This is a genomic window from Proteiniphilum sp. (assembly GCF_034927365.1).
Classification (GTDB): domain Bacteria; phylum Bacteroidota; class Bacteroidia; order Bacteroidales; family Dysgonomonadaceae; genus Proteiniphilum.
The window spans coordinates 61,622-73,373 of sequence record NZ_JAYFQD010000033.1 but is presented as its reverse complement, the minus strand read 5'-3'; the positions used below and the strand labels follow the sequence as shown (position 1 = coordinate 73,373).

General features: G+C 41.7%; 11 protein-coding genes, 1 tRNA gene and 3 pseudogenes. 8 read left to right on the top strand and 7 right to left on the bottom strand.

Features of this window, described 5'->3' with window-relative positions:
* Nucleotides 1-159 precede the first annotated feature (159 nt).
* The 7 genes and pseudogenes from VB073_RS16515 to VB073_RS16485 form a co-directional block, all read left to right on the top strand.
* A pseudogene (locus tag VB073_RS16515) lies at nt 160-1,278 on the top strand (PSP1 domain-containing protein); the annotation flags it as partial.
* A 13-nt stretch (nt 1,279-1,291) separates the two neighbouring features.
* On the top strand, nt 1,292-1,780 hold the full coding sequence (locus VB073_RS16510; protein WP_323405289.1) for a gliding motility lipoprotein GldH: 489 nt from the start codon (nt 1,292-1,294) through the stop codon (nt 1,778-1,780).
* Between the two features lie 17 nt (nt 1,781-1,797).
* The gene (locus VB073_RS16505) at nt 1,798-2,556 is read left to right on the top strand and encodes a Rossmann-like and DUF2520 domain-containing protein (protein WP_323405288.1); all 759 of its coding nucleotides are present in this window, start codon (nt 1,798-1,800) and stop codon (nt 2,554-2,556) included.
* A gap of 174 nt (nt 2,557-2,730) precedes the next feature.
* Nucleotides 2,731-2,961: a 4Fe-4S dicluster domain-containing protein gene (locus VB073_RS16500; protein WP_323405287.1), complete on the top strand. Its 231-nt coding sequence runs from the start codon at nt 2,731-2,733 to the stop codon at nt 2,959-2,961.
* 36 nt (nt 2,962-2,997) lie between these two features.
* Nucleotides 2,998-4,080, top strand: coding sequence for a 3-methyl-2-oxobutanoate dehydrogenase subunit VorB (locus VB073_RS16495; protein ID WP_323405286.1), 1,083 nt, complete (start codon nt 2,998-3,000; stop codon nt 4,078-4,080).
* A 244-nt stretch (nt 4,081-4,324) separates the two neighbouring features.
* Nucleotides 4,325-5,086, top strand: a complete 762-nt coding sequence (locus VB073_RS16490; RefSeq protein ID WP_323405285.1) for a thiamine pyrophosphate-dependent enzyme — start codon at nt 4,325-4,327, stop codon at nt 5,084-5,086.
* Between the two features lie 14 nt (nt 5,087-5,100).
* The gene (locus VB073_RS16485; RefSeq protein ID WP_323405284.1) at nt 5,101-5,655 is read left to right on the top strand and encodes a 2-oxoacid:acceptor oxidoreductase family protein; all 555 of its coding nucleotides are present in this window, start codon (nt 5,101-5,103) and stop codon (nt 5,653-5,655) included.
* A gap of 685 nt (nt 5,656-6,340) precedes the next feature.
* Here the strand turns inward: VB073_RS16485 and VB073_RS16480 are convergent.
* A pseudogene (locus VB073_RS16480) lies at nt 6,341-7,618 on the bottom strand (DEAD/DEAH box helicase); the annotation flags it as partial.
* Between the two features lie 136 nt (nt 7,619-7,754).
* Here VB073_RS16480 and VB073_RS16475 point away from each other — a divergent pair.
* Nucleotides 7,755-7,839 (top strand) — tRNA-Ser (locus VB073_RS16475).
* 192 nt (nt 7,840-8,031) lie between these two features.
* Here VB073_RS16475 and VB073_RS16470 read toward each other — a convergent pair.
* From VB073_RS16470 to VB073_RS16445, 6 genes and pseudogenes are all read right to left on the bottom strand, one after another.
* The gene (locus tag VB073_RS16470; protein ID WP_323405283.1) at nt 8,032-8,646 is read right to left on the bottom strand and encodes a PDDEXK nuclease domain-containing protein; all 615 of its coding nucleotides are present in this window, start codon (nt 8,644-8,646) and stop codon (nt 8,032-8,034) included.
* Nucleotides 8,586-9,032, bottom strand: coding sequence for a DUF1016 N-terminal domain-containing protein (locus tag VB073_RS16465; protein WP_323405282.1), 447 nt, complete (start codon nt 9,030-9,032; stop codon nt 8,586-8,588). Before VB073_RS16465 ends, VB073_RS16470 begins: the two co-directional genes overlap by 61 nt.
* Nucleotides 9,033-9,698: 666 nt before the next feature.
* Nucleotides 9,699-9,959 (bottom strand): annotated as a pseudogene (locus tag VB073_RS16460) (class I SAM-dependent methyltransferase); the annotation flags it as partial.
* Nucleotides 9,960-9,963: 4 nt separating this feature from the next.
* A complete protein-coding gene (locus tag VB073_RS16455) occupies nt 9,964-10,314 on the bottom strand; it encodes a DUF4180 domain-containing protein (RefSeq protein ID WP_323405281.1) in 351 nt (116 codons plus the stop codon).
* A gap of 43 nt (nt 10,315-10,357) precedes the next feature.
* Nucleotides 10,358-11,164, bottom strand: coding sequence for a DNA alkylation repair protein (locus VB073_RS16450; RefSeq protein WP_323405280.1), 807 nt, complete (start codon nt 11,162-11,164; stop codon nt 10,358-10,360).
* Nucleotides 11,165-11,261: 97 nt separating this feature from the next.
* Entirely contained in the window at nt 11,262-11,498 is a 237-nt protein-coding gene (locus tag VB073_RS16445; protein WP_323405279.1) for a hypothetical protein, read from the bottom strand.
* Nucleotides 11,499-11,752: the final 254 nt, after the last annotated feature.

Sequence of the window (11,752 nt, the reverse complement as noted above, 5' to 3'; positions counted from 1 at the left end):
TTCAGATTTAAGATTTGACTATGTCGATCTTTAATTTGGATTTAAAATTCAATTAGTCTGCCGGGAGCGGTAGGACGATTTAATATATATATGGACAAAGAACAATTAGCAGACAGATTAGCGGACATTGCACCATTGAGTGCGACTACCGTACGAAATATGAAGAGTTGCCGGGGATGTACGCGTTATAATAATAAACTACATGTCTACGACTGGTTACACGACTTCCCGGAGTTGCAGAAAGCAACGAAAATGGTGGAGGTCCAGTTCAAAAACACACGTAAAGGCTATTATATCAATAGCAACGATATCGAACTTGAACTGGGTGATGTAGTCGCGGTAGAAGCTTTACCCGGACACGATATAGGAACTGTAACCCTGACCGGGAAACTGGTCGAGTTACAGATGAAGAAGAACAATTTTCGGGATGATGTCAATGGGGGGTTGAAACGGATTTACCGTATTGCACGCCCTACCGACCTGGAGAAATACGAACAGGCAAAGGCTCGTGAACAGTCTACAATGATTCGATCCCGCGAGATAGCCGAAGAACTGGGGTTGAAGATGAAAATCGGCGACGTGGAATATCAGGGAGACGGAAACAAAGCCATCTTCTACTATATTGCAGACGATAGAGTCGATTTCCGCGAGCTTATAAAAGTGTTGGCCGCCGAATTCAGGGTGAAGATCGAAATGAAGCAGATCGGTGCGCGTCAGGAAGCTGGACGTATCGGCGGCATTGGCCCGTGTGGACGCGAGATGTGCTGTAGCCGCTGGATGTCGAGTTTCGTGTCGGTATCTACTTCTGCCGCCAGGTGTCAGGATATCTCCATTAATCCGCAGAAACTAGCCGGACAATGTGGAAAATTGAAGTGTTGCATGAACTACGAAGTGGATGCTTATGTGGAAGCACAACGTGCCCTGCCTTCACGCGAAATCGTGCTGGAGACGAAAGATGGGAGCTATTACCATTTCAAAACCGACGTTTTCTCCGGTCGGATCACCTATTCGTCAGATAAGTATAATGCTACCAATTTAGTGACAATAGATAAAGAACGTGTGTTCGAAATCATCAGGATGAATAAAAAAGGGGAAAAGCCTGTGAAGTTGGTAGTGGAGACGGAAGAAAAACCTCAGAATGAAGCCTATCCCGGCGATATTCTCGGAGACCAGAGTATTACCCGTTTCGATGATCAGGCAGGAAGCCAGGAAAAAAGAAGACGGAAACCCCGTAAAAGACGCCCCGATAATTTATCAGAGAACAGAAAATCCAGAAACAGGAGATCTCCGGGTGAGGACAAAGAGTAATATCTTTCTATTTATTGGTTTGCTTTTCGCCATTCTGACGTCTTGTGCGGGAGGAGAGACCTATTCCCGGTTTTACCATATTGAGAACGGGAAATGGTATCGTGATTCCCTCCTTTTTTTTTCTCTGGATTCATTGACTGCTTTTGGGATAAGATATGATGTGACAGTGGAACTGGCTACTAACCGTAGTTATCCTTATCGTGATCTTTGGTTGCTTATAGATCAGAATCTGACAGATTCACTTGTTTGTACCGATACAATTCGTTGTCTGTTGGCGGATACGCATGGAAAATGGTTGGGTAGTAGTGCCGGAGGATTAAACCAGTTGTCTTTGCCTTATCGTACTTTCATCACACGGGATTCGGTCACCAACTACAGGTTGACAATCCGTCAAGGTATGAAAGATGAACTGTTGCGTGGGGTTGAGAAAGTGGGAATTAAAATGGTTGAGCACAACCGGAGCAATCGATAATGTAATCATTTCATAACATGGATGTTGTTATCATCGGGTCGGGAAATGTAGCTACTCACATGAGCATGGCGCTGAAAGAAGTGGACAATTCGATTGTTCAGGTATACAGCCGTACGCTTGACAATGCGGAACTGCTTGCTCGTAAGGTGGATGCTGAGCCGATTAATGACATTGATGCTATTTATCGTAATGCCGACTTCTATATCTTTTCAGTAAAAGATGACGCCCTGCCGGATATTGTATCGAAAATGCCCCCAACCACAGGCGTGTGGGCCCATACCGCAGGAAGTATTCCCGTTTCCATTTTGTTTCCACATAAACGGATTGGAGTCATCTATCCATTACAGACATTCACCAGGAAAAGAGAAGTGAATTTTCAGGATATACCGCTCTTTGTAGAGGGGGAGAGTGATGAAACTACAGCCCTGCTGAAAACCCTGGCGGAAACGATATCGCAATATGTGTATATACTATCAGGGAAGAAGCGGTGTTTCCTCCACCTCGCGGCTGTTTTTGCATGTAATTTCACCAATCATATGTACACCCTTGCATCGGAAATTATGGGAGAAGAGGATCTTCCTTTTCACCTGTTGAATCCACTGATTACCGAAACAGTGGCGAAAGTGGCAGTGATGGATCCGTACGAGGCTCAGACCGGGCCCGCCATTCGGTATGATGAAAAAGTGATGCAAAAGCATATGGAATTGTTAAATGATTCAATGAAAAAGGATATTTATTCCCTTTTAAGTAGAAGCATCCACAAAACTCATCAATAGGAGTTTTACAAAATGCACACAACGAAAGCGGAGACACCTGTTCGCCATCATACAGCCTGTGGGATCTAAAAAGGAGAACTATTAACAAAAGGAGAAAAATTAACATAGAAAAATTGAGTTGTTGAAAAACAACTGCTACATTTGTAACAGACAATCAAAAAACCATATCTAATAATGGGAAAAGTCAAGGGTTATGTAGAGGTAAATACCGGACGTTGTAAGGGGTGTAATCTCTGCGTTGTATCATGTCCAACCGATACGCTGGATTTGCAGCCGCGTGAAGTGAATGATCGCGGGTATCATTATGCTTATATGAAGAGCCCCGATGAATGCATTGGATGCGCGAACTGTGGATTTGTATGTCCTGAAGGATGTATAACGGTCTATCGGAAGAAAGTGGTGTGATCTTCTTCAAAAGAGAATAGAAACAAACTAATTATTATGTCAGAAGAAATTTCTTTGATGAAGGGAAACGAGGCCATTGCCTATGCGGCTATCCGCTATGGGGTAGATGGTTACTTCGGTTATCCCATTACTCCCCAATCGGAGATAATAGAGACACTCATGGAAGCAGCCCCCTGGAAAACGACAGGGATGGTGGTATTACAGGCCGAAAGTGAAGTAGCTGCCATCAACATGGTTTATGGAGGTGCAGCTTGCGGTAAATATGCTATGACCAGCTCTTCCAGTCCCGGTGTAAGCCTGAAGCAGGAAGGAATCTCCTATATGGCGGGAGCGGAATTGCCCTGCCTTATCGTGAATGTGCAGCGGGGAGGCCCCGGCTTGGGGACGATCCAGCCATCACAGGCCGATTATTTTCAAACGGTGAAAGGAGGAGGACACGGTGACTATAAGTTGATTACTCTTGCCCCTAACTCTGTCCAGGAGATGGCCGATTTTGTGGCGCTTGGATTTGACCTGGCCTTCAAGTATCGTAATCCGGCGATGATCCTGACCGATGGTGTGATCGGACAGATGATGGAGAAAGTAAGACTTCCGGAATTCCGACGCAGACGGACCGAAGAGGAGGTGAGGGCTCAATGTCCATGGGCAACCTTAGGGAAGACACCGGACAGGGAACCCAATATCATTACCTCGCTTGAACTCGATTCTGCCCTAATGGAGAAGAATAACGAACGATTTCAGGCGAAATACCGTGTCGTGGAAGAGAACGAGGTGCTGTATGAAGAGGGGAAATGCGATGATGCCGATTATATATTGGTGGCATTTGGATCTGCAGCACGCATCTGTCTAAAGGCTATTGAAATGGCACGGGCGGAAGGAATTAAGGTAGGACTTATTAGACCTGTTACACTGTGGCCTTTCCCGACCAGAATACTGCACAGTTATGCCGATAAGGTGAAGGGTATGCTCTCTGTGGAACTGAATGCGGGACAGATGATAGAGGATGTACGACTTGCGGTGAACGGGAAAGTCCCCGTAGAACACTACGGTCGTTTGGGTGGAATCGTACCTACACCCGATGAGGTGCTCAATGCCTTAAAAGAAAAAATAGTTCAATAGATAAAATACAAGAATGGATCCCAAAATAAGGAAAATATTCATGGTATTGTATATGATTGCTTTCGTGGCAACAGTTGTAGTATATTTTGTTTCTCAAAGGAATATGATTCTCACTTGGAGTTTTGCCGGAGCAACTATCGTATTTTATCTTATTGTCAGATTCAGTAGAAAGTGAAAAATTAAGAATTAAGAATGACTTTTCCACTTCTAATTTCTAACTTCTCAGTTCAAAAAAACAATCATTATGAACGCAAACAATATAGTAAGTCCTGAAAATCTGGTTTATGCAAAACCGGAGTTGATGAACGATAATCACATGCACTATTGTCCCGGATGTTCACACGGAGTAGTACATAAAGTGATTGCAGAAGTGATCAAAGAGTTAGGCTTACAGGAAAAGACCATCGGTGTCGCACCGGTGGGTTGTGCCGTTTTTGCCTATAAGTACCTCGATATCGACTGGCAGGAGGCTGCTCATGGACGTGCACCGGCAGTAGCTACAGCTGTCAAGCGATTGTTACCCGACAGGATGGTATTTACTTATCAGGGTGATGGCGACCTGGCTGCTATCGGTACGGCAGAGACTATTCATGCCGCCAACCGTGGAGAGAATATCGCCATCATCTTTATCAATAATGGTATCTATGGAATGACCGGTGGACAGATGGCGCCTACTACCTTGAAGAATATGGTGACATCCACCAGTCCTGATGGTCGCGACGTGCAGACGATGGGAAATCCTTTGAAAATCCTTGATATGTTGGCTTTGCTCGATGGTGTTTGCCTTGCTACACGCGTAAGTGTACATACGGCAGCCGCGGTAAAAAAGACCCGGCGGATGATCAAGCAAGCATTTGAAAATGCGATGGCAGGGAAAGGAACATCTATTGTGGAAGTAGTTTCTACCTGCAATTCCGGTTGGAAAATGACACCGGCAGCGGCCAACGACTGGATGGTCGAGAATATGTTCCCGATATATCCTATTGGCGATTTGAAAAACATCTAAAGCAAAGAGATATCATGTTACAGGAGATAGTCATTTCAGGTTTTGGAGGGCAGGGTGTGCTCTCGATGGGGAAGATCCTTGCCTACTCGGGAATTATGGAGGATAAGGAGGTATCATGGTTTCCGGCTTACGGTCCGGAACAACGGGGTGGTACCGCCAATGTAACGGTCATCATTTCCGATGAACCCATCAGTTCGCCTGTGGTGAACAAATACGATGTTGCGATTGTATTGAACCAACCCTCGCTCGAAAAGTTTGAAAACGCGGTGAAACCGGGGGGAGCATTGATCTATGATGGATATGGTATCCACAAGAAGGTGCAACGGACCGATATCAACGTATATCGTATCAATGCGATGGATGAATCGATGAAAATGAATAATACGAAAGTATTCAATATGATTGTTCTGGGTGGTTTGCTCAAGATTTCACCGATGGTGGATGTGGAACATGTGATGCTGGGACTTAAAAAATCTCTTCCTGAACGTCATCACAAACTGCTGCCCATGAATGAAGAAGCCATCCTTCGGGGGATGGAAATTATCGAACAGGAACAGAAGGCGGAATAAGAAATTATTTCTTCCCAAACGGCCACCACCATCTTTTTGATTTTTTGGCTTCAGTAGCCTGCTCCGGTGCAGGAGAGGCTTTTTGAGGAGTTGATACTCTTTTGTTATATGAAGGATTGTTTGTTGACGGCCTTTTTCTTTGAGTATCATTTGCCGGTGAATTAGAATCCCGAGGCTGCCTTGGTTTATGAGATCTTTCACCATCTCTTTGCTCCCGTGGTGGTCTTTGTTCTCTTTCTCTTGTTAAACCCTGTTGTCCTCCTTGTGGTTGAGGCGTTCCTTCTCTTTTAGGTTTACGATGTTTCTTATGTTCTCCCTGTCTTTGGGATGCCTGTCCTTCTTGTGGACTCCTTTCAGAATGAGATGCCTCTTGTTGTTGTGAATTGTCGTTTTTTCTGGGACCTTTTGATTTTTCGGGTCTTTCATTTCTTTCCCGATTTCCGGACTTCTCGATTCTTTCAGTCTTTCCGGATTTTTCGATTCCTTCCACCTTATCCGACTTTTCAACACCTGTTTTCCCGGTTTTGTTGACTCCTTCCTGTCGTACCGGCTTGTTAGCTTCTTCTGTTTTTCCAGACCTGTCAACTCCTTCCGTTCTATCTGATTGAGGTGCTCCTTCCAGGTCATTGGATTTTTTCGACTTGTCGAATCTTTTTGATCCTCTTGCGTTCTCGGATTTTCCTGTTTCTCCGGAATTGCCTGATCTCTCTGTCCTTCCTTCCGGTTTTCCGCCTTTCCTTCCGGAGTCTTTGCCTTTCTTTCCTCCTTTTGATGAACGACCGGATGTGCCACCTCTTCTGTTGTCGCGGACAGGATTATATTCCGGTGTTTCACCTAGTTCCGACGGTACCGGGATCCGGTAGATCTTTTTCCCCAGAAATTCTTCGATTTTGGAAAAACGATACTGTTCATCAGGCGATACGAAAGTGATAGCCATTCCAGAGTCACCAGCCCGTGCCGTACGTCCGATGCGGTGTACGTAGTCTTCCGCATCATAAGGTACATCGAAGTTGATTACCAGAGAGATATCATCAATATCGATACCACGGGCGACAATATCTGTGGCCACTAAAATATTCACCCGTTCATTCTTGAACTCGTGCATCACGTGGTTGCGCTGGGCCTGGTCGAGATCAGAATGCATCTCGTCGGCCGACAATCCCATGTGTCTTAATATCTTGGCAATCTCCTTTACTTTCTGTTTCGATCCGGAGAAGAGAATCACTTTATTGGGTGCTTTCTCTTTAAAGAGATGCTTGACGATATTGATTTTCTGCGCTTCGTGACAGATATAAGCTGATTGCAGGATTGTTTCCGGCGGCTTGGATACAGCGATAGTGATATCCACCGGGTTATGGAGAATTGTCTTTGCCAGTTGTTGTATTTTGGGAGGCATGGTTGCCGAGAACATGATCGTCTGTCTCTCTTTCGGCAACAGTTTTTCAATTCTCATGATATCGTCATGAAATCCCATATCCAGCATCCTGTCTGCCTCGTCCAGGATGAAGTATTTCACCCCTGAAAAATCGATGTTATAGAGGTTGATATGCGACAGAAGTCGTCCCGGTGTGGCGATCACCACATCGGCGCCACTTTGTAACCCTCTTTTTTGTATGTCCCATATTTCTCCGTCGTTTCCGCCATAGACTGCGACCGAAGAGAAAGGGGTGAAGTAGGAGAAACCTTCCATCTGCTGGTCGATCTGCTGGGCTAGTTCACGAGTAGGGGCCATCACGATGGCGTTGATCTTACCTTCGTCGTGGGAATCAGTCTGGAGGTTGTTCAATAGTGGAAGCAAAAAAGCGGCAGTCTTTCCCGTACCCGTCTGGGCACAGGCAATCACATCCTTTTTCTCAAGGATGACAGGAATAGCCTTTTCCTGTACTGGAGTGGTCTCTTTGAAGTTCATCGCCTGCAGCCCTTCCTGCAGAGTATCACAAAGGGAAAGTTCGGTAAATAACATGACTAATTGATCGTTTACGCAAAGATACGATGAATAATTGATTTTTTTTGAATCAGTGAAAAATAATGTCAGATAGCTATTTTTTCTTTCCGAAAATAGTTATACCTTTGCACTCGCATTTTCAGAGAAATTGCAAGGAGAGATGGCAGAGTGGTCGATCGCGGCGGTCTTGAAAACCGTTGAAGTGAGAGCTTCCGGGGGTTCGAATCCCTCTCTCTCCGCAATAAAGGGTGTAAATCAATTACGAGATTTGCACCCTTTTTATACCCAATATTCTCGATTTGGACTATACTATAATTGTCATGATCATCTATAAAAATATAGTCAGGAGGCATTAACGAATATATTTTGTCAATTTTAGATTCATTGATGGCTTTTATGTATTCCAAGATTACTTGCCTCTTCATAATTAATTATTCTATCTCGTTTATCTCCCGTTTTAATTCTGTCAATAGTTGCTTTTCCGTTGGCAGGTAAAGCTGATATTTACTGGCCATGATGGTTTTATTCTCTTCCGGCAGTGTATATTTTACAACGGCATTATTCTTATCTGCACAAAGGAGAATGCCGATAGTCGGATTTTCGTCCGATAGTTTCTCATTCCTGTCATAATAATTCACATACATCTGGAGCTGTCCGATGTCCGCATGGGTAATCTTGTGCGTCTTAATTTCGGTGATAACGAAACAACGTAACAGACGGTTATAAAATACCAGGTCAATAAAAAATTCATCATCTTCCAGCAGGATTCTCTTTTGTCTTGCAACAAACGAAAATCCATTTCCCAATTCCAATAAAAAGAGTTGTAAGTTGGTTATCAATGCACTTTCTAAATCCTTCTCGTAATATGTAGCATCACGTTTTAGTCCTAAAAACTCCAGTACCATCGGATCTTTTATGATCTCTGTGGGCTGTTCCGGTATTCTTTGTTTGCGGGCAACTTCTAAAATAGCTTTCTTGTCATTACTCAGCAATAGCCTTTCATATAATCCCGAATTTTTTGCCTTTCCAGTTCCCGCCCTGTCCATCCATTGTTTGCAGCTTCTAACTCGTAGTATTCTCTTTTGTTCTCATTGTCAATCTGCATAAGGAGTTTATATTGCGACCAGTTGAATTGCGACCGCAGTGCGGACGCAATTGGATATGTTCTGTAAAATTGCCTTGCACGCTCTAATTGTCTTGCTGAAAAACCTGTGCCAAATTCAGGCTCTATTTCTTTAGAAAGGTTTTGAATAAGATATTTTCCATATTCAGCCCTTTCTTTTCCTTGTTGTTCTTCAACGAAAATACGCTCACCCAATCTCCAATACATTTTCACCCGTTCAAAGTCAACATTCCTTATTGCAGAATTTCTGGCTGAAGTGATAATTGCTTTTATATCGGAAACGGAATCTTTACGAAGTTCCGTGCTCATATTGCTCATCAGTTTCTTTCTTTTTTTGATTGTGCAAGAACCTCTTGCGTGTTGTAGTGCAAATATAATCAGAATATATCATAACTGATTAAATTTGTCCATTGCATTAGCCCTGATATCATCAGCGATATCAATGTAGGTTTTCTTGCTTTGTAATCACTATGCCCTTCAAAATCCGGAAACATTGTGATAAACTGAAGAAAATTCATCTTTGTCCGATAATGAATTGGAGCAATCCTCGTATTTGTATAACTTTCCTGTTGATCTTCTTTTGACAGGCCTACGTATTTCATCTCTTAATAGTTTTTTGTTCTCAGATAGATACTAATTTAATTTTTTCGACAGGAATGTTTTTCAAATGAGATTTGAGGATACTCATTTGAGAATTTGTGACATTGTCCTCTCCAATTTCACGCATGACTGTAACAATGGGCATTGACTTTATGAGATTACATGTAAAAGTGAGATTATTTTCTACTAATCAGATCTTTGATACTATTGAAAAAATTTAATAATGGTATAAGGTGTTCGAACGTGACCCCTCTCACTCCGCAATAAAGGGTGTAAATCAAGTAGTCTCGGGATTTACACCCTTTTTTTATACCCGAGAATGTAGAGTTGAGTATTTTGCTTTTAAACTAATGTGTATCATTTGCTTGTTAATAGAATGTCAATTCCTGCTTGGGAAGCTTTTATTTTTGCCTGGTCAAGCATTGTAGAAGTGTAATCAACTCCAGTAATATCATTCCCATCCCTTGCTATTGGGATAGTAAGTCTGCCTGTACTACAACAAAATTCAAGTATTCGAGTATCCTTACTGTTGGGCAGCCACTGTTTATGGAATTGCAAATCAGTCAGATTGGTATTCATTCCATCATAAATATTTGCATCATGAATTAAATCGCCAACTTTATAACCTCTATCCATTTGTCTATGCTTTTATTGCTTCTGATTGAGAGTTGATAAAATTTACTTGTGTTCCTTTATTACTTTCAAAAATGAAGTCATCTAAACTCTTACTTTTGAATTTAGAAAAATCTCCAACAATGACTAATGGCATTTTATATTGTGTAAATTTTTGAAGTATATCTCCTGCTATTTTAGTTTTTAAGTTAAAAAAGTCAGGAGTAATGTTCTTCTCGTGAATAATGATTTTATCAAACTCTTGATAGTATAGATTACCCAATAAATCTAATCCATCTTCAGTAGTTCTTAAAATAATTTCGTCCGTAATAATTTCGGCTACTTTTTTGCCGTTGACATTGTGTGTTTCAATTCTCATGTTGTATAATTACACTAATTCTGCTTTATATTTAGCAACGTATTTATTTAATGATTCCATTTCTTGTTTTTATTTTTTTCATTGCCTTTGATCGCAGATCAGCAGGCATTTTTTCGATTGCATAGCGAAATGCCGTGCGTGGCATAATTTCTTTTTTCGACATCACATAATCGAATACTTCTTGTTGATGCGCTTCACTGGCGGCTTTCAGCATCCAACCGTAACCTTTCTGTACAAGATCGTCTTGGTCGAGCAGTAATGTATCTGCAATTTCAAAAATATCATTCAAAAACAGACCTTTGCGGGCAGGGATAATCAACGTAACGGCAGCAGCACGTCTCACAAATCGCCTATCCGATATAGCCCATTTTTTCAATTCAGTAATATATTCGGGATATTTCATTACAAATTCCCCAATGGTATGATTACAAAGCGTATCCGTATCTGCCCAATTATTCAGATAGTTATGTACCCAACGCTCTAAAATCTTGAAATCGGCAGGCTCGTACTGCTTATGCAACGATTCCGACCAGATGCAGGCAACGACCGCTTCTTCCAAATAATTTGCCTTCCAAAGCTCTTCGCAAAGTTTGAATATCTCCTGTTTAGGAAGGTATTTTATCTGTTTCAGGCCCTCTTTGGCAATTTTACTCACTTCACCCATTCGCACGCCATGTACTCTTGGGGCTTCACCCTCTTTATGGTAACGAACAGATGATGCCAATACCGTAGAGTCAATACTGTCGATCAAGGCTTGACGGATGTCTTTTATAATACTTTCCATCTTTACTAATTCATGAGGAGTATACATTTGAGATAACGGCTGGTAATCCGATTCTTCATTTTGCATATCCTTAAATAATAACTTTTTACCATTGGATAGATATACAAAAGGAAATGGATTTTGCCAAGATTGATACCTGTTTAGTAATTTATGAGTATAGTTTTCAGCTTGTTTTGCGACCACATTGAATAAGGTTGTGTCTGTTTTTTTTCGCTTCAAGTACTCCAATAGCTTCACCTTCAAAAAGTAGATAATCAGCCTTTATATCTCCTATCAATATGCCTTCGGAAATAGCAACTGCAGAAACAACCAGTGAATAATTTTTCCTATCGGCTATTAACCATTCGGTATCATTTAGTTTTTGATTTATTTCTAATCGTACCTTTTCTTCGGGGAGCATAGATTACCTTGAATTTGAATTATGAACTTCTGATATTTTAATATTATCAGAAGTGGTACACAAAAATACTAAATAATTGAAAATTATCATGGATTAGATTAATTTCTTTAACCTCGACAATTGTTATTGCCTATTTTTTATTAGGATTTTTCTAAACTTTATAATTGTAGGTTTCACAGAGTTTGTTAATATTAGTGGTAAAGATGAGACTTTTATTTAATTGTTGCGCAAGTTAGTTGTTATGGGAGAAGGTA

Bases quoted from the DNA above. Each gene is read 5' to 3' on its own strand.
- VB073_RS16505 (WP_323405288.1), top strand. From the start codon at position 1,798: ATGGATGTTGTTATCATCGGGTCGGGAAATGTAGCTACTCACATGAGC.
- VB073_RS16500 (WP_323405287.1), top strand. From the start codon at position 2,731: ATGGGAAAAGTCAAGGGTTATGTAGAGGTAAATACCGGACGTTGTAAG.
- VB073_RS16495 (WP_323405286.1), top strand. From the start codon at position 2,998: ATGTCAGAAGAAATTTCTTTGATGAAGGGAAACGAGGCCATTGCCTAT.
- VB073_RS16490 (WP_323405285.1), top strand. From the start codon at position 4,325: ATGAACGCAAACAATATAGTAAGTCCTGAAAATCTGGTTTATGCAAAA.
- VB073_RS16485 (WP_323405284.1), top strand. From the start codon at position 5,101: ATGTTACAGGAGATAGTCATTTCAGGTTTTGGAGGGCAGGGTGTGCTC.
- VB073_RS16470 (WP_323405283.1), bottom strand. From the start codon at position 8,646: ATGGACAGGGCGGGAACTGGAAAGGCAAAAAATTCGGGATTATATGAA.
- VB073_RS16465 (WP_323405282.1), bottom strand. From the start codon at position 9,032: ATGAGCACGGAACTTCGTAAAGATTCCGTTTCCGATATAAAAGCAATT.
- VB073_RS16455 (WP_323405281.1), bottom strand. From the start codon at position 10,314: ATGAGAATTGAAACACACAATGTCAACGGCAAAAAAGTAGCCGAAATT.
- VB073_RS16450 (WP_323405280.1), bottom strand. From the start codon at position 11,164: ATGCAAAATGAAGAATCGGATTACCAGCCGTTATCTCAAATGTATACT.
- VB073_RS16445 (WP_323405279.1), bottom strand. From the start codon at position 11,498: ATGCTCCCCGAAGAAAAGGTACGATTAGAAATAAATCAAAAACTAAAT.